At 46.0% G+C, this 16,880-nt stretch carries 15 protein-coding genes; 2 read left to right on the top strand and 13 right to left on the bottom strand.

Features of this window, described 5'->3' with window-relative positions; all coding sequences use genetic code 11:
- Positions 1–131 precede the first annotated feature (131 nt).
- Positions 132–665 (bottom strand): isopentenyl-diphosphate Delta-isomerase, encoded by a 534-nt coding sequence (gene idi, locus FN124_RS30225; RefSeq protein WP_142688540.1) that lies wholly within the window; start codon positions 663–665, stop codon positions 132–134.
- Between the two features lie 176 nt (positions 666–841).
- On the opposite strand from idi, the gene msrC reads away from it, so the two are divergent.
- Together msrC and FN124_RS30215 are read left to right on the top strand one after the other, a co-directional pair.
- Positions 842–1,315 carry a free L-methionine (R)-S-oxide reductase MsrC gene (gene msrC / locus FN124_RS30220; RefSeq protein WP_142688539.1) on the top strand — a complete coding sequence of 158 codons (474 nt, stop codon included), beginning with the start codon at positions 842–844 and terminating at the stop codon, positions 1,313–1,315.
- Positions 1,316–1,356: 41 nt separating this feature from the next.
- Positions 1,357–2,091, top strand: a complete 735-nt coding sequence (locus FN124_RS30215; RefSeq protein WP_142688538.1) for a tyrosine-protein phosphatase — start codon at positions 1,357–1,359, stop codon at positions 2,089–2,091.
- On the opposite strand, the gene FN124_RS30210 is transcribed toward FN124_RS30215, so the two are convergent.
- The 12 genes from FN124_RS30210 to FN124_RS30155 form a co-directional block, all read right to left on the bottom strand.
- Positions 2,092–3,669, bottom strand: coding sequence for a T9SS type B sorting domain-containing protein (locus tag FN124_RS30210; protein ID WP_142688537.1), 1,578 nt, complete (start codon positions 3,667–3,669; stop codon positions 2,092–2,094).
- 161 nt (positions 3,670–3,830) lie between these two features.
- Positions 3,831–4,406 carry an acetyltransferase gene (locus FN124_RS30205; protein ID WP_142688536.1) on the bottom strand — a complete coding sequence of 192 codons (576 nt, stop codon included), beginning with the start codon at positions 4,404–4,406 and terminating at the stop codon, positions 3,831–3,833.
- A 137-nt stretch (positions 4,407–4,543) separates the two neighbouring features.
- Entirely contained in the window at positions 4,544–5,716 is a 1,173-nt protein-coding gene (locus tag FN124_RS30200) for an aminotransferase class I/II-fold pyridoxal phosphate-dependent enzyme (RefSeq protein ID WP_142688535.1), read from the bottom strand.
- Between the two features lie 66 nt (positions 5,717–5,782).
- Entirely contained in the window at positions 5,783–6,394 is a 612-nt protein-coding gene (locus FN124_RS30195; RefSeq protein ID WP_142688534.1) for a sugar transferase, read from the bottom strand.
- Positions 6,369–7,646, bottom strand: a complete 1,278-nt coding sequence (locus tag FN124_RS30190; protein WP_142688533.1) for a glycosyltransferase family 4 protein — start codon at positions 7,644–7,646, stop codon at positions 6,369–6,371. The genes FN124_RS30195 and FN124_RS30190 overlap by 26 nt, the downstream gene beginning before the upstream one ends.
- A gap of 6 nt (positions 7,647–7,652) precedes the next feature.
- Complete coding sequence (locus FN124_RS30185; protein WP_142688532.1) at positions 7,653–9,545, bottom strand: heparinase II/III domain-containing protein; 1,893 nt, start codon at positions 9,543–9,545, stop codon at positions 7,653–7,655.
- Complete coding sequence (gene wecB, locus FN124_RS30180; RefSeq protein ID WP_142688531.1) at positions 9,542–10,660, bottom strand: non-hydrolyzing UDP-N-acetylglucosamine 2-epimerase; 1,119 nt, start codon at positions 10,658–10,660, stop codon at positions 9,542–9,544. Before wecB ends, FN124_RS30185 begins: the two co-directional genes overlap by 4 nt.
- Positions 10,661–10,765: 105 nt before the next feature.
- A complete protein-coding gene (locus FN124_RS30175) occupies positions 10,766–11,737 on the bottom strand; it encodes a glycosyltransferase family protein (protein WP_142688530.1) in 972 nt (323 codons plus the stop codon).
- On the bottom strand, positions 11,734–13,791 hold the full coding sequence (locus FN124_RS30170; protein ID WP_142688529.1) for a glycoside hydrolase domain-containing protein: 2,058 nt from the start codon (positions 13,789–13,791) through the stop codon (positions 11,734–11,736). The genes FN124_RS30175 and FN124_RS30170 overlap by 4 nt, the downstream gene beginning before the upstream one ends.
- A gap of 14 nt (positions 13,792–13,805) precedes the next feature.
- Positions 13,806–15,176, bottom strand: coding sequence for a hypothetical protein (locus FN124_RS30165; protein WP_142688528.1), 1,371 nt, complete (start codon positions 15,174–15,176; stop codon positions 13,806–13,808).
- Positions 15,177–15,181: 5 nt separating this feature from the next.
- On the bottom strand, positions 15,182–16,330 hold the full coding sequence (locus FN124_RS30160) for a glycosyltransferase family 4 protein (RefSeq protein ID WP_185937464.1): 1,149 nt from the start codon (positions 16,328–16,330) through the stop codon (positions 15,182–15,184).
- Positions 16,327–16,878, bottom strand: a complete 552-nt coding sequence (locus FN124_RS30155; protein WP_142688526.1) for a serine O-acetyltransferase — start codon at positions 16,876–16,878, stop codon at positions 16,327–16,329. The genes FN124_RS30160 and FN124_RS30155 overlap by 4 nt, the downstream gene beginning before the upstream one ends.
- Positions 16,879–16,880: the final 2 nt, after the last annotated feature.

Below are 16,880 nucleotides of genomic sequence, written 5' to 3'. Positions count from 1 at the left end.
TACTGGGGAGCAGGCACACAGGATCAGCCGCTGCTTAAAGGCAGAAGGCCATACAGATAGGCGTTATCATCTTATTAAGATAAAGTAACCCGGTTAACAGTAAAAAGTGGCATAGTAAAATAAAAATTTAATTATAGGGCGCTCACCGGCATACCGAGATATTGCAATACCAATGGTAGTGCGCGATGGAACCAGATCGTAAACGAAGCAGGTTCTTTTTCCATTAATTCCAGTATTTTGCCGGACGACAGGTAGCGGTAATCACATACTTCTGAGATATCAGGAAATATGTTGCCGTTATAGGTACCCAGCAATACGTGATCAAATTCATGTTCGGTTAACCCGTTGTCAAAACCCGTCCTGTAAGTAAAAGAGAAAATCTCCCGGAGATCGCAATCGAACCCCAATTCTTCCTTTAAACGCCGGTGCGCAGCAACAGCAGTATCTTCACCCGGATACGGATGGCTGCAACAGGCGTTGGTCCATAATCCTGCAGAATGATACTTCTCCAGCGCCCTGCGCTGCAATAAAATCTCACCTGCATCATTGATAATAAATACAGAAAAAGCACGATGAAGTAATCCTTTCTCATGAGCTTCCATCTTCTCCATCGTTCCAATAGCTTCATCCTGTTCGTTCACTAAAATTACGTCCGGTGATTTCATAGACTGTCAAAGATATTTTAATTAAACTTCCGGCAGATAAAAAATAGGACAAAGAATAAAAAAACTATGTTTCTACAGGTAATAAATGGTTGAATGGTTAACAGCAATACTTTAACGGTTATTTGGATAAATATAATATAAATTTTCCGGACTTTTGTAATACAATAACCACTAAAATGGCAGAAGACTTACAAATCATCAGGGGAAATAAAGAGGAGCAATACACGTCACTGATCCCCCAGATAAAAGGATTACTGGAAGGAGAACCCGACCTGGTAGCGAACCTGGGCAATGTGGCCGCTGCGCTGAAAGAGCAGTTTGGATGGCTATGGGTGGGATTTTACCTGGTGAAGGGAGAAGAACTGGTGCTTGGTCCTTTCCAGGGCCCTGTAGCGTGTACCCGTATCCGTAAGAACAAAGGGGTTTGCGGCAGCAGCTGGGCGCAGGCAGCCACGCTTATTGTTCCTGATGTAGAGGCGTTTCCGGGGCATATTGCCTGCAGCAGCTTATCAAAATCAGAAATAGTGGTGCCACTGATCCGCAACGGCGAAGTAAAAGCCATACTGGACGTGGATAGTGAGCAGCTTGCTCATTTTGATGCTACCGATCAGCAATACCTGGAGGAAATTGTGGCACTGATTGTGTTGTGACAGGGCGGATTTTTATATCATTGCTTTATTGAGGAACAATTATGCTTTTTTTCAGGAAAAAAAATACAGCGACGCCGGCAGACCTGCTGGCCTTCATGTCTACAGATATTCACTCCCATCTTGTACCCGGTGTGGATGATGGTGTGCCTGATGTGAAAACGTCCCTGCATTTCATTGAACAACTGCAGGCCATGGGAATCCGGAAAATTGTAACCACCCCGCATGTGATGATGGACAGGTACCCAAATTCTGCAGGCACCCTAACGGACCCATACCGGCAGGTGCAGCAGGAACTGGCCAGGAGGAACAACTCTCTCCCCTTTCATTTTGCCGCAGAATATTACCTTGATGAACAGTTTGTGCCGCTGATGCAGCAACCCTTGCTTACCATCAGCGGGAATATGGTACTGGTGGAAATCTCGTTTATGTCGGCCCCGCCGCAACTGGCGCAATGGCTGTTTGATATACAGGCAGCTGGCTATCAGCCCGTACTGGCCCACCCGGAGCGGTATGGCTATTATCATGCAAACATATCTCAGTATGAGCAACTGAAACATCAGGGTTGCCTGCTGCAGCTTAACCTGTTATCGCTTACCGGTTATTACGGGAAACATGTGCAACAAACGGCAGAAAAGCTGATGGCTGCCAGGTTACCTGATCTGATAGGTACGGATCTGCATCATGAGAAGCACCTGCGCGCCATAGCCGGGATCGCACAAAACACAAAGCTCCGGAAAGTACTGGAGGCCTATCCGTTTGGAAATGCGGCATTATAGTTAATGGATCAGCATTACTGTGCCGGTTTGCTTCCTTGCCTGCTGTTTGCTGTCGGTATACAAAAGCACCCATACATAAATAGCGGTTGGCAGCTGCTGGCCTTTAAATAACCCGTCCCATGCGCCATCGGGGCTATTGGTGCTGAATACGGTTTGTCCCCACCGGGTAAATACATCCAGCCGGTAATCGTGTACATCGTCGTGTACTTTTGCGCGGAACAGGTCGTTTTGGCCATCGCCGTTGGGAGAGAATGCGGTGGGAACGAATACGGCGCATTCACGGATGTTGCGGATAATATCGGTACTACCTCCTGTTTCACAGTTATGAGTATCTTTTACCCTGAAATGAAAAATGCCTTCATTGAGCCCGGACCAGCTGCTATCCCCCTGCCACTGGTTCCCATCCAGTTTGTATGTATAAGGAGGTGTCCCACCGGTAACATTCAGCATTATTTTTCCATCCATCGTAGTACTGCAGCTTATATCTTTCTTTCGTACCTCTTTAATATTCATTGCTGCAGGTTCAGTCACTTCAATATGATTAAGCTGTTCCGAGCAGTTTTCCTCATCCTTTACCAGCATCCTGTAACTTCCCGGTGATAAGCTTTTAAAAGAAGGGGTATAGGTCCCTGTTGTGCTTCCGTTAAAATAATAGCGATAAGGCGGCGTACCCCCATCTGTTTCCAGTGCAATCGTATTCTCATTATCGCCATGGCATGGAGAGGGGGTTATTATTATTTTGCTCTTCACCTCTCTTCCTATAATTGAAGCCTTTTTTGTTACGCTCACCCCATTCGGATGGGTAACAGTTACCTCGTAATCACCAGGCGCCAGGTTCGTTATACGGGAAGTGGTTTCTCCGCCCGGGCTCCAGCGGATGGTGCAATTACCCGTAACTCCTGTAATATTTACGCTTGCCTCGCCGGTATGTTCTCCTTTACAGGTATGCTTTAAAGAAAGCGAAAGCTGGGGTGTTTCCAACAATTCGGCCGACAGGTTATCTATTAATAAAGCGGAACCATAAATACTTTTATCGCAGGGGATAGCCGGATCAGCCATGAAAGTGATAAACTTATAATTGCGTGCAGGGTGGAACACAAAAGTATAGCGCTTCCAGTTGGTGTGAAAAAAAGCACCTGAGCTCCATAACCGTTCTGCCGTATCGCTGGGGGCGTTACCGCCATACACTGTGAGATTTGCGTAACAGGCGAGGAATGCGTACTCAGGAGCATATGCCAGGTCCATTGCCACTGTATAACTTTTACCGCCGATAAGCGGTACTTCCTGGCTGATTGATTCCAACCACGCAGGTCCGCTGTGTAAACCTATATAGGTAGCCCCATCCGAGGCCGGTTGCGTAATATTAAGTGTGCCTGGTTGTATATCCGGTGTATTCCGTCCCCTCCAGGAGGGAGGCACTTTGCCTTGCCCGGGGCTGCCCTCAAGAGAAGGATTTTTCAATAAAATATCCTGCGCGGTAAGGGATTGGAAAACGCTGATTACACAAAACAACACTACTGCGATACGTTTGCACGCACCGGACATGACGTCGTTATGCTTTAACAGCAATGGGTTCATAGTTAGTCTGGTTTCTGAGGAAAAAAGAGGCCTTCAGCCTTTGATTTTTATAGCTACAAAGAAAACGGATTCTATTGTTTTTTTATTCTTTAAGCTAAAAAATAATCTCTTCATAATATGCTCATTCGCTTAGCCATGCCATGTAAAAGGCAGGGAAATATTTATCTTTTGCGGGCAGGATTTCCTACAGCCACTGTATTATCAGGAATATTTCTGACTACCACGGCCCCGGCACCTATTACCGCCCATTTTCCAATAACAATCCCCGGAATGACTACCGCACCGGCGCCGATATGTGCGCCTTCCCCTACCACTACATTTCCGCATAAGGCCACATTGGGCGAAACGTGAACAAAATCCTCCAGTATACAATCATGATCTACGGAAGCATTGGTATTGATGATGCAATGCCTTCCAATCACTACATCAGCATTAATGGTGGCGCCGGCCATTACCACAGTGCCCTCGGAGATCCTTGCAGTAGGCGATATGTTGGCCAGTTGATGAAGCCCGGTCCCAAAGCGGCAAGGCTGTTCTGCCAGCTTTTTCCGTATCGCGTTATTACCAATGGCGATAATAACCTCATGGGAGGGCAACGGCGATGAATGAATAACAGGATATTGCCATAGCTGCTTTATATCCGGGTTACTATCGAACAATCCTTCCACTGGAATACCCCGGGATTGTAAAATTTCAATAATTACTTTGGCGTGGCCGCCTGCGCCGCATAAATACATGTTTGTTTCTTTTAATTATTTTATTCTTTACCCTTTGGCCATTGATTCTCACGAACAGAGCAAAGAAAAGGTATTATGTTGGTTTTTATTATTCAGATAAAAAATAAACCTCCATAATACCTCCTGTATGCCTGTTCCTATGAAAGATAAGCAGGGGAAACATTTACGTTTGCTGTTTTTCCTGCGAATAATTCTTTTATATGATCAGTTACTGTAAAGAGGTCAGCGGTTGTAAGATTTGATCCGCTTGGCAGGCAAAGGCCATTGTTAAACAGGTTTTCCGAAACACCGTTTACATATGCAGGCGCCTGCGCAAAAACCGGCTGCATATGCATAGGTTTCCATAATGGCCTTGATTCAATATTCTCTTTTTCCAGTACCAGCCGAACTGTTTCGCGGGTAATGCCATTGCTCACAGATGGATCAACCAGGATGGCCGAGAGCCAGCGGTTGCTGAAAAAACCGGCGGGTTCAGCAACAAAAGTAATACCTGCTATACCGGATAGCTGATCCACATAATGCTGATGATTAGCTCTTCTCCGGGCCACTCTTTCTTCCAGCACTTCCATCTGTCCGCGACCAATAGCAGCGCAAACGTTGCTCATCCGGTAGTTATAACCAATATGGCTATGCTCATAATGCGGAGCAGGATCCCTTGCCTGGGTAGCCAGGAAGCGTGATTTACTGATAAGGGCTTCATCATTACCTATCAGGGCTCCACCTCCGCTGGTGGTGATGATCTTATTCCCGTTAAAACTAAGAATGCCGAGCTTACCGATACTTCCACATGGTTGATCATGATACCGGGAGCCCAATGCCTCAGCCGCATCTTCAATTACCGGAATTCCGTAGCGGTTGGCTACTTCCATGATTTCGTTCATTTTCGCAGGCATGCCATATAAGTGAACCGGAATAATGGCTTTGGGCGTTTTACCCTTTGCAATCCTGTCTTTCACCGCTTCCTCCAGCAGTACGGGGTCCATATTCCATGTGCTGGTTTCACTGTCTACGAAAACCGGGGTGGCACCAAGGTAAGTGATCGGGTTGGCAGAGGCAGAGAAGGTCATGCTCTGGCAGATAACTTCATCACCTGCGCCCACGCCGGCAAGTATCAGAGCGAGGTGAAGGGCAGCCGTTCCAGATGACAAAGCGGCTGCATATGCAGTATGTGTATAGCTGGCGATATCTTTCTCAAATCCATCTACATATGCTCCCAAAGGGGCAATCCAGTTGGAGTCAAACACATCTTTCACATAATTTTGTTCATTTGTTCCCATGTGGGGCGATGACAACCAAATTTTTTTATTCATGATAACAATTTTTTTTGCGTTTATTTTTTATGCGCGGATTATCACCGCTACCTTACTGTAAGAACATCACCCGTTGCCCATAAATCGTTCCATGGTGGCTGATCCCGCAGCGCTAATCCCTTCTGATTTAAGAACTTTTTGCACGGTCATCCAGGCTATTTTTATATCGAGGGCCAGGCTGATATTATCCACGTACCACACATCATAGGCAAACTTCTGCTCCCAGCTGATAGCATTGCGGCCATTCACCTGTGCCCAGCCTGTAATACCCGGGCGAACCTCATGGCGGCGAAGCTGTGTAGCGTTGTATAATGGCAGATAATCCACCAGCAACGGCCGGGGACCTATCAGGCTCATATCCCCCTTTAACACATTGATCAATTGGGGAATTTCATCCAGGGATGTTTTCCTGACAAATTTTCCCACGGGGGTCAGCCGGATCTCATCCGGCAGCAGGCCGCCTTTCGCATCTTTCCGGTCGTTCATGGTTTTAAACTTGATAACACGGAATATACGGCCGTTCTTTCCTGGCCGGGGTTGCAGGAAAAAAGGCTTCCCGTTATTAGCGATGGCCAGCAAAAGGATCAGCACCGCCATCACCGGTGATAGTAATACCAGTGCTAGCAGTGCAGTTGTGATATCTACGAGTGGCTTAAATAGATTCCTGTACCAATGCATCGGTTGCTCTTATTTCTTTTGTTACTTTTTGCCTGATAAAGTTCAGATAACGGAGTGCCAGTACTTGTCTGTCGAAATTCTGTTTCGCGTAAAGGAAACCGCTTTCGCCTTCCCGTTGCAAACGCTCAGGATCCTGCAGATAACTGCGGATAATGGTATTATAAGCTTCTGTATTTTCCGGTTCTACATAACACCCTGCTCCCGCTGTTTCCACCAGCTCTCTTGATACGCCGTCGATGGCCATCAGGATGGGCTTCTTACAAGCCATATAGTCGAAGGTTTTATTGGAGTACACTGTTTTAAATGTGTCTACTCGTTTTAATACAGAGGCGCCCATTTCTGAAGCGAGAATATATTTGAACACTTCTGCCTTTGGCACAGCGTCCAGGAACCGTACATTCTTCACGCCCTTTTCCGCAGCAAGTTGTTGCAGGCGGGGCTTCTCCATCCCCTGCCCTATCAACAGGAACAATACAGGTGTATCTTCCAGTGCTTTACCTGCATCCAGTATCTGCTCCAGGTGATTGGCCACTCCATGCGCTCCTACATATGTGATCACAAATTTTCCGTCCAGTTGGTTCTGGCGGCGGAATTCCGTACTATCAAAGGATTGCAGCAGGTGATCAGACAGGGAAAAATCTGCCGCATTGGGAATGAAGATCAATTTCTGCTCAGGCACCTTCTTTTTATCCTTCAGGGTGTTATAAAATGCCGGTGTAAGCACATTGATCATATCTGCCTTCCGGTAAATAAAATTCTCTACCCAATACGCCAGTTTAATAACTAATTTGTTCTTCAGCACGCCGGTATCAATAGCCGATTCCGGCCAGAGATCCCTCACTTCAAATACCAGCGGCATCCGTTTCAACCTCGATAACAGGTAACCAGAGAAGCCTACGAACAAAGGCGGAGAAGTAACCACCACTACATCGAACTTCCCTTTCGCCTTGAAAAGGCCAGCCCAGAGAGAAGAGAACATAAAAGAAAAATATCCCCAAAGCCTGCCCAGGAAATTAGCATTGTACGACTCTGATACATGGCAGCGCCATACAGTGATAGCGCCTTGTTGCTTTTTCACAAAATATTTTCCTTTGTACTCCTCCCGTTTTGCAGAACCGTTGTAATGCATCATGCCACCTAGCACAGTTACTTCTGCGCCCTGGTCTGTCCATGATTTTGTGATCTCATTCCATCTTGAGCCTCCCGGATCATCTTCTTCCAAAAAGTATTGATGTACTAATAAAATTTTCATGGATAATTAAATTATGATCTCTGTAATAATGGTGTCCGCTTCTGTTGTAAATATGATGCTGCTGTTGCTTTCTTTTACTCCGTATAGAGACGAATACATACCAGGTTTGCCCAGCGGCTGCAAAATGGCGCCCGAGCTGTCTTCCGCCTTTATAATGAGTTTCTCCGGTGCGCAGGTATGCCATAGCTGCCGCATTACAAGGTAAGGCGGTTTATGCTGCACATGATCCTTTACTATCCATACCGGTGCGTCTTTCTTTTTGCGTACCTGCCGTATATGAACGATATCAGGGCCTACATGCTGAAACCCGCTGACAGCCCCCTCCCATATATATTCATCTGCAGTTTCGTATAATCTTGCCCGTGAGCACTGCGACCAGTTATACCAGATAAAGCGGGGGCCTTTCAGCATCTGGTCGTAGTTGTCGAGCATCACGGTATTGTGTGAAGCGGTACCCATGAAATAACGTAGGGTTTCCTCATCAGTATTGTACTTATAGCTGCCTGCATCCATCAGCAGGTTTTCATTTTTATGCCAGATATCCAGGTGGAGATTATCCGCCTGCGAGGGCCTGTCTTTATGATTTCCGCAACGCAGGAAAGTAAGCGTTTCCATCTCCCGGCAAACATAATATCCCCCCCGGGGAAATGAGTATAACGTTTTATCCTTCTCCAGTAGGGTGGTTTCATAATTGGCAGGTGATAATCCATACCAGTAAACATCCTCACTCAGCTCCGGGAACTCCGCATCCATTTCCAGCAACACGGCAAGCGCCTGTAGCTGCGGGCGGTAATCCCGGTAATGCTGATCATTCAGACGGAAAAACAGCGCTCCGTCATTCGCTCCATAGTTAGGCAACCAGCCGTTACCATCGTTCATGCATACACGTAAAAATTGCAGTGACTTCACCGCTTTCTCTTTGACGTGTGGCGCAAAAGATTCCCCATTAAGCGCCGACAACCGCAGCGCCCAGGTAAACAACTGAATCACCACCCGGTGATAATTCATGGAAAACTGCAGGAAGGTACCGTCGTCATAAACCTGGTAAGCAATTTCCTCTTCAAACCATTTCTTCCCCTGTTCTTTCCAGATATCAGCTCCCGGTAGCGACGGGTACAATAACCCACCGAGATACAATGCCAGCGTTTCAGTAATAGCATGATTGTTACGCACGGCGATCCGTGAAAAATTGATATTATGAAATACGTGATGCAGCTGCCAATAGATAGCATATTGAATCTGGTCAAAAACATCTTCTGTGAGTGCGGGCGAATTCAGGTAGTAATATAAGGCAAAGGTCCAGTTCAGTACCCGCAGGCTTATTTCCTGGCTACACTTGTAATGGGGCCCGCTGTTTACTTTATTGGCGCTGATCCATGATATGATATCACCAAACACCAACGCAGCATTATCTTTTTCAAAATGATGGTCATACCGGATAATATCATACAGGTATGCAAACCGTGCTTTCTCCCATACATATTTAATATCGCCGGCTTCAGCTGTATAATCATTCACCTCTGTCCAGTGCAGAGAACCATCATACATAAAGCCTGAATCCGGGTTCTTCATCCACGGAAAATCTTTACCGAGCGATAAAGTTGCGCCATTGAAAAAAGTCAGCTTCCCTTCTTTAATTTGTTTATATCGCTCTGCCAGTGCAGGCGCAGGTGTACGTAATGCCTGCACTTCTTCCCTGCTTCCGAAAAAGAAAGCCACTGTTTGCTCTTTCCACTCATCCAACGACAGGTAACGCTGAAATGCAGGCGCTTGTGGGAAGCGTTTCTTAAGCCGGCCCGTTCTGCGGTTCAACTCATGAACAGAACGGAACGCCACATAACGCCACCCCATATTCCGCACTACTTTCAGGCCATTTATTACTGTGTTCAAACTACTCATACCACTGCTGTCTGTTGCTGTTTTACAGCAAAAATTTGAATTAAATGTTCAGCAATCCTTTCTGATGTTTTGCCGTCCCATAAGGCAGGGATAGCACCTTTTTTCCACTTGCCTGCAAACAACTTCTGCATAGCAGGCGCCAATGCTTTGGGATCCGTGCCCAATAATTCGTTCGTACCGGTAATACAGGTTTCCGGTCTTTCGGTAGAGTCTCTCAGCGTCATGCAGGGCACACCCATTACTGTAGTTTCTTCTGTGATACCACCGGAATCGGTGATCACTGCCTTGGCGTTTTCCACGAGATAGTTGAACTCCAGGTAACCCAGTGGCTCTACCAGGTGCAAACGCGGATGCGCTATGGCAATTTTCTCCAGGTTTTTAGCCGTGCGTGGATGTACGGGGAAAACCACCGGTAACTGCTGGCTATGCAACATAATTTCATTGATCAGTAAAGCCAGGTTATCTTCCTCATCTACATTGGCAGGGCGGTGCAGCGTCATCACCAGGTACTGTTGCGGCTGTAACCCTGCCTGTTCCCATATAGCAGGTGGTGTAAAGCGGCTCCGCTGTTTCAGTAATGTGTCGATCATGGTATTGCCAACAAACAGGATCTGTTCTGTTGTTTTACCTTCCTTTTGAAGATTGGTGTTTGCGATCACCGATGTAGTAAAGAAATAATCAGTTATTGAGTCTGTTACCAGGCGGTTTATTTCTTCCGGCATGGTGATATCGCCGGAGCGGATACCCGCTTCAACATGTGCCACTTTGATTTTCATTTTCTTTGCCACAATTGCGCAGGCCAATGTTGAAGTTACATCGCCTACCACCAGCAACAGATCACAGGGATGCGCCGCCAGTTCTTTTTCAAAGCGGATCATAATATTTGCAGTTTGCTCCGCCTGTGTACCGCCGCCAGATTCAAGATTGGCATCCGGCTCAGGTATGCCCAGTTGCTCAAAAAAAGACTGGCTCATGTTTTTGTCGTAATGCTGACCTGTATGTACCAGGCGGTAACTGATGTCATAGCCCTCTTTCCGCTTTTGCTGTATAGCGGCAATGATGGGGGCTATTTTCATAAAATTAGGGCGCGCCCCTGCAATGATGGTTAACTTCATATCGATATGGTTTTAATATGGTTTTATCCCGCGCCCGGAGGTGCGGGAGATCTTTCAATATGGTTTTTCGTTCATGTGCCTGTATTTGCATACACGGCACATTTATTATGCTACTATTCTTCTGTACAATTCCAGTAATTCTTCCCCGCCATTACTCACCTGTGATCTGCTGTAAGGAATGTTATCATACTTCATTTTACTGATTGCATCCGCGATGTCCCATTCATTTAATGCCACCAGTTGCGTACCGGCAGGCCGGTTTACCACATCCGTAGCAAGCACCCGCTTACCAAGGAACAACGCTTCTTTCACCGACAATGAATCGCCATCTGTGGTGGTGATCCGTAAAAACACATCCGATCTTTTCAGTATCTCAAAGAAAGGGTGCGGTTCGCTTATTAATAACACATTAGCAGGAACTTCAAGTCCCTGTTGTTCCAGGAAAGATTTATACTTCCCGGAAGCATCTGAAATTATTAAGGCATCCTGCTGCAAATTCCGGAAGATCTTTATCAGTAACGTCACCTGGTAAGTTTCATTTCCGGCCTTGTCTATAGAAACTGTAGATGCATTTGTGGCATATATCCCGGTATATTTCGCCCGCATGGCTGCAACTGCCGCCTGGATAGAGGCTGTTAAATCTTCCGGCTGCTGCGGTGGGATAAATGCACCTATCATCTGTGTCCGCTTATTCCATTTCTTCCCTATCTCCAGGCTCTTCTGGTTCAGTACCACCGGCATGTACGCGATCCTGAATGCAAGCTGATCCAACAGGTTATAAAAGGAATTATGCCGGCCCAGGTTGCCATGTAGAGTAAAGAGCATCTTTTTACCAAATACTGTACCTAACAGGACAAACCCACATCTCACAACCGGGTGATAAATATGAAAATGGATAAAACGATGTTGCCTGATCTGCTTTAAAATGGTGCCTTTTGTGCTGCGGCGGAAATCAGTAAATGTATATCCATATCCCTTATTGTCGAGATACTGCAAAAGTCTTTGTATATGAATGGTCACCCCGCCTATCGGTGGCGGCATAGTAGCCAGTATTAACAATTTCGGGCGTTGTTTCATTCCAATGCTTTTATAAGTTGAGTCCTTGCCTGATCTCCTGTTTGCGGATTACCAGGATCATTCAATACCTGGTTGCATATTTTCATTGCCGCAGCCTTACCTTTCTTTTCAGCATAGGCTTTCAGCAGCATATAATCTTCCACTCCCATTTTAAACGCCTCCCATCTCCTGCTGGAAAGTACCTGGCTGCCATTATCATATACTACGGCAAAGTCGGCGGACTTGCCGTCAAAATCATCCCAGAGGGAAGTTGCGTTTTGTTCATGCCCTGCATCAGCATATTGCCAGAAGCCTATCCCCGTCACATCATCCGCAAATGCCTTCCAGGCCATCAACCGGTAGTAAGCGTAAGGAGATAATGATTTTGTAGGTTTTTTTGTATCGTACAGCCATACCTGTTGTGCCGGTATGCGCTGCTGACGGTATGCTCTTAACACGTTGCCATTATCATATAACTGGAATATGTCCACATCTCCTGCTAAGCCATTTAATACGGTAGCATTGGAAACAGTAGCAAATAGCCTGGCATTTTTTCGTACTGATTTTATCCACGTGGCGAACTGTTTGTAAACAGGCAGCTGACCGGGCTTAATTTCGTCGAAAGGATAGAGGTAAATATTGGATGCTGCAATCCCCTGCTGCTGCAAAGCAGCTACCATAGCGTCATACCATGCTAAAAAAGACTGCTTCCATGTGTCTGATAAGAAACCATCTTTTTTTGCGGAGAAATCGAGGAACAATAACACATTGGTAAACCCCTTTACATACGCCAGGTTGGCACGGAGCCTGTCGTTTTTAACCAGTTCCACACCTGCCTGGAGAATACCCGGGTGAAATAAAAAAGTATTTACGTAGTGCGCCAGCAAATCCTGCCGGGCACTTTCTTCGCGTCCTTTGAAGAAAGGGTCATTAAAGTAAGGCCATACATTTACATCGGGCTTAAACTGTTTATAAGAAGATAATGAACCGCTACCGACATTAACCGTCAGCTGTCCACGGGCATCCCCGGCTGTCAGCGTAAATTTACCTGTGCCGCTTTGCAGGGCAATGGCCTTTACAAACAACAACCTGGACTCATTCTTCCCCAGGTTCATTGTTTCCCCGCTCTGCACCTCCATCAGCGCATCAGGCACTATTTTAAAATCACGGCTCTTTACCGGCTTAGCCCAATACACCTGATAACGGACAGCTGGCGTGGAGGCCGTAAATGTGAGTTTCACACCGGTGGCTGCCGTTGTATGATTGATTAAGGAAAAAGCTGCATATTCAGAGAATCCCGGCATAGTATTGATAATAGCATCGCCATTAGCGGCCTGCCCCGGAGCCGACAGACCCGAAGCCAGTAGCGTTAATGTAATCCCATTCCCGCCGGCAGGCCCTACCGCAGCCATGCTCCTGGCTACCGGAGCAGCCACGCTCTCACTCTCTGCAGAAAAACGTTTATTGATAGTTGCTGTACGCTGCTCCTTTACAAAGTTCTCCATGGCGGAAGAGGCAACAATGACTGGTTTCTTTGCAGCTGTTTGCTTACCAGTAAGCACCTGTATTTCGTCTGTAAAGAAGTAACTGCCATTGGGAACAACCACCAGTCGTATATACTTTCCCGTTATACCGATATTCCGGAGTGTTAAAGGCACAATGCGGTAATACTCATCTCTTGCAGATGACTGTGCCATCATATCTCCTGCAAATGACCAGCTCTGCTGATCATTACTTACAAAAGCCAGTATGCTCATTGGCAGCGTTACCTGGGCTTTCTGGCCGGTTACCGTATTAAGATTGATGCCTGTCACCGGCAAAGCCTGCGGCAAAGTGATATCGAAAGTGATCCTGCCTGTATTTTGCCACCCCAGCGTTCCCGGATCCTTCCAAAAAGAATTACCGGTGGTATATTTTCCATCAGATAACGATGCGATCTGGCTCTGGTCTTTCGTAAGACTATAATTCGGTGCGGGTGTTACCTTACATTGCCAACCTGAAATGACCTGCCGGGCAATCGCGTTAAGCTGTATCGCCAATATCATGTAAAAAAAGAAAAATACTGATCTCACCATAGCAATAAGTTTTGTCACTTGATCAATGCATAAACAAACACCAATCCGAAATAAAACAGTAGCGACGCCATAACAAGCTGCTTCCGTTTTACTTTATCGAGTGATAAAAATCCACCTGCAAAAACAACATATATAACCGGGTATACCGACATAATCCTCCTGGTATCCGCATTGGAGCTCGCTCCCAGGATCAGCAGCACCGCAATAATAAACAGGAAGCGTAACTCCCTGATCTTAAAGAACGGGTTCCGCGGCTTAACCAATGCAGTATAAATTAAGACACCCCAAACCACAAACCAGAAAAGTGCGGCCAGCGCCCATGGGATAAAGAAGGGGTTTTCTTCCAATACTGCATAAAAAGGGAATGGCAGGGTTTGGGAAAACAGTCCTACAACCACATGCCGCACACCAAAAGGTAGTTTCAACAGCATACTGCCAAATGATCCCAGTCCGGCGTTTGACATGGAAGAGTCAAGGTAATTCTCGCTGGTGCTCTGAATAGTATCCAACCCCTGCTGCAGGTAAACCACCTGTGTTAATGCGGGCAGCGCCAGCAGGATTAAAATGGGTATTTTAAATTTATTAAGTGTTCTGTTATTCCTGTCTGTTACCAACAAATAGATATATGCCATTAAAAAAGTGGCGCTGAAAAATCCATGTTCCGGCCGGAATAAATAGATGAGCACAGTGAGCAGGATTCCGTAAAAAACACCTGTAAGCCCCTGCCTGTTAATAATCAGCAGGAAATATAAGCCAAACAGCAAACCGATATGTACATCCCTCAGATACACCGCCGAGAAGAAAAAATTATACGACAGGAAAGCATATACCACTGTGAGCTTTACGCTGACTTCGCTGTTAATGTAAGTAGATAATATACTGAACAGGATTGTAAGGATCAAAGCCGAGCAGAACACGATTTGTAATTTCTGCAGTACCAGTGTATTGTTATCAATGCCCTTGGCAAGAAAGCCCAGTACGCTGGAAAACCAGGCGAATCCCTTCCAGTCGGAAGAGAAGAAGTCGTCGCGGTAGAAATTTGTAATATCCCCCAATGTCCGCATTGACGCCACTTTATCTATATAAGTATAAAATGTAACAGAATCTTTTGCATAAAAAATGTCACGGAAAGGGTCCTGGATATAAACGGTATCTGTTATCAACATAAAAGTGCCGTAAACCAGGAAAAAGGAAAGGAAGATCCGCAAACCTGTTTGCCTGCGGGCAGGGGTCTTAAACATAGCAGTAATGCTTAGCATTCCAATCCCCAGGAGGATAATATTGAACAGGAAAGTGGCTACACTCACCGATACAATACCAGCAATACAAGCGAATATAAAATTCAGCAGGAGCAGTAAATTGGTATTGGCATTGCTATTCCTCATTCCCGTCAGATGTTAATAATTTTGCCGGCCATTGTTACATTCGAAAACTCGGCCACCGCCCTTGTATAGGCAGTTGTTTGCAGCCTGTTCCGCAGATCGGCATCAGTTAAAACAGTTATTACTTTATTTACAATTTCCTTTTTTGATACAGGATCGACCAGGTAACCGGTTACATCGTTCACAACCGCCTCATTGGTACCGCCTCTGTTACCGGCAATCGCCGTTTTACCACAGGCTGCCGCTTCCAGGTATACCAGTCCGAACGATTCATAAAACTGGCTGGGAAGAATAAACAGGTCACAGATGGCGAAATAATCAGAGAGCACTTCACGGGAAACACCACCGGTAAACAATACATGTTCGTCCAATCCCAGCTCCTTTACCTGCTGTTGTAACGCAGGAAGATAATTGCCGCTGCCGGCAATTATGCAAAGCAATCCTGGTACTGCCGCCACTATTTCAGGCAGGCTTTCAATGATCAGCTGCTGCCCTTTCTCCTTCACCAGACGGGATGCGCTAAAAAGCACAGGCCGATGCAGGTCAATGCCCAGCCGGGATTTAATGGCAGCCACCTCCTGCAGTGTACGGCGGTGAAAAATATCGGTATCAATACCATGACGTATCAGCTCCAGCTTTTCCTTCAGTGCAGTTTGTGTCCATAGCTCGTACTCCGCTTCACTAACCACCACAATTTTTCTTTGATGCTGAAGGAAATTTAACATGCGCTGCTGCATACCAAAAGCGCGCAGCAGGAAAGAAGGTTTTTCGAAAAAGCTCGCCTTTTCGCTGCCATGCAATACAGACAGGGAGCGGGCAGACAAATGCTTTAACGCCGGGTAGAAGAGAGCGCCCATTTTTTTTGCGCGGGCATCACTGAAAATGATAGTATCGAAAGAATTTTTCTTTACTATCTTTTTTAATTGCCGGAAAAAAAGATAGAAATGAATATATTTTTTTTCGGGGATGGTATGACAGCGTACACCGTATTTTTCTTCGAACGACGCCAGGAAGGCTTCATTACGGGGCGTTCTATAAGTAAGCAGGCTTACCTGGTGCCCGTTCTTTACCAGTCCTATTGCCAGGTCATGTGCATACACACCCGCACCTCCGATAATAGGCGGAAATTCGTAAGATATGATTAAAACATTTTTCATAGCCCCCATTCGTTACAGATATACCCCTCTACATCCTTTCCTTCATATACCACCGCGGGGTTACCCATTACCAGCGAGTTTGCAGGCACATCCCTGTTTACATATGCTCCTGGCGCTATCATCACATTATCTCCAATATTAATTTTACCTACAATTACTGCATTAGAACCAATCCATACACGGTTACCCACCACCGGCACTCCCATAAGACGCCCCCGACTGGCCTGTCCTATCACTACTCCGGGGGAAAGGTTCACATTATTTCCCAGCTGGGCGTTCCCATTAATAACAATTGTGCCGAAATGCCCTATATATAACCCATACCCTACTTTGGTAGTATATGGTATCTGGAATCCATACTTATACGAATAATGCCGGAGGATGAGCCTCAACAGCAGCTTGAAAGGTCCCGCAGCAGCCTTTTGCAACCTGAAAAAAAACATATAGCGGAATCCTTCTATTAAAAAGAACGCCTTTATAAAACTCTTCCCATCTGTTTTCCCGTGATAACGGTGCAGATCCGATTTAATTAATTGTCTGACTCTCATAA

The sequence above is a fragment of the Chitinophaga polysaccharea genome (assembly GCF_902150045.1).
Lineage (GTDB): Bacteria > Bacteroidota > Bacteroidia > Chitinophagales > Chitinophagaceae > Chitinophaga > Chitinophaga polysaccharea_A.
The sequence above is the reverse complement of the archived record's forward strand: the minus strand, read 5'-3'. Positions and strand labels throughout refer to the sequence as shown.

Excerpts from the sequence above, each read along its gene's own strand:
- idi (WP_142688540.1), bottom strand. The coding sequence starts at position 665 with ATGAAATCACCGGACGTAATTTTAGTGAACGAACAGGATGAAGCTATT.
- msrC (WP_142688539.1), top strand. The coding sequence starts at position 842 with ATGGCAGAAGACTTACAAATCATCAGGGGAAATAAAGAGGAGCAATAC.
- FN124_RS30215 (WP_142688538.1), top strand. The coding sequence starts at position 1,357 with ATGCTTTTTTTCAGGAAAAAAAATACAGCGACGCCGGCAGACCTGCTG.
- FN124_RS30210 (WP_142688537.1), bottom strand. The coding sequence starts at position 3,669 with ATGAACCCATTGCTGTTAAAGCATAACGACGTCATGTCCGGTGCGTGC.
- FN124_RS30205 (WP_142688536.1), bottom strand. The coding sequence starts at position 4,406 with ATGTATTTATGCGGCGCAGGCGGCCACGCCAAAGTAATTATTGAAATT.
- FN124_RS30200 (WP_142688535.1), bottom strand. The coding sequence starts at position 5,716 with ATGAATAAAAAAATTTGGTTGTCATCGCCCCACATGGGAACAAATGAA.
- FN124_RS30195 (WP_142688534.1), bottom strand. The coding sequence starts at position 6,394 with ATGCATTGGTACAGGAATCTATTTAAGCCACTCGTAGATATCACAACT.
- FN124_RS30190 (WP_142688533.1), bottom strand. The coding sequence starts at position 7,646 with ATGAAAATTTTATTAGTACATCAATACTTTTTGGAAGAAGATGATCCG.
- FN124_RS30185 (WP_142688532.1), bottom strand. The coding sequence starts at position 9,545 with ATGAGTAGTTTGAACACAGTAATAAATGGCCTGAAAGTAGTGCGGAAT.
- wecB (WP_142688531.1), bottom strand. The coding sequence starts at position 10,660 with ATGAAGTTAACCATCATTGCAGGGGCGCGCCCTAATTTTATGAAAATA.
- FN124_RS30175 (WP_142688530.1), bottom strand. The coding sequence starts at position 11,737 with ATGAAACAACGCCCGAAATTGTTAATACTGGCTACTATGCCGCCACCG.
- FN124_RS30170 (WP_142688529.1), bottom strand. The coding sequence starts at position 13,791 with ATGGTGAGATCAGTATTTTTCTTTTTTTACATGATATTGGCGATACAG.
- FN124_RS30165 (WP_142688528.1), bottom strand. The coding sequence starts at position 15,176 with ATGAGGAATAGCAATGCCAATACCAATTTACTGCTCCTGCTGAATTTT.
- FN124_RS30160 (WP_185937464.1), bottom strand. The coding sequence starts at position 16,330 with ATGAAAAATGTTTTAATCATATCTTACGAATTTCCGCCTATTATCGGA.
- FN124_RS30155 (WP_142688526.1), bottom strand. The coding sequence starts at position 16,878 with ATGAGAGTCAGACAATTAATTAAATCGGATCTGCACCGTTATCACGGG.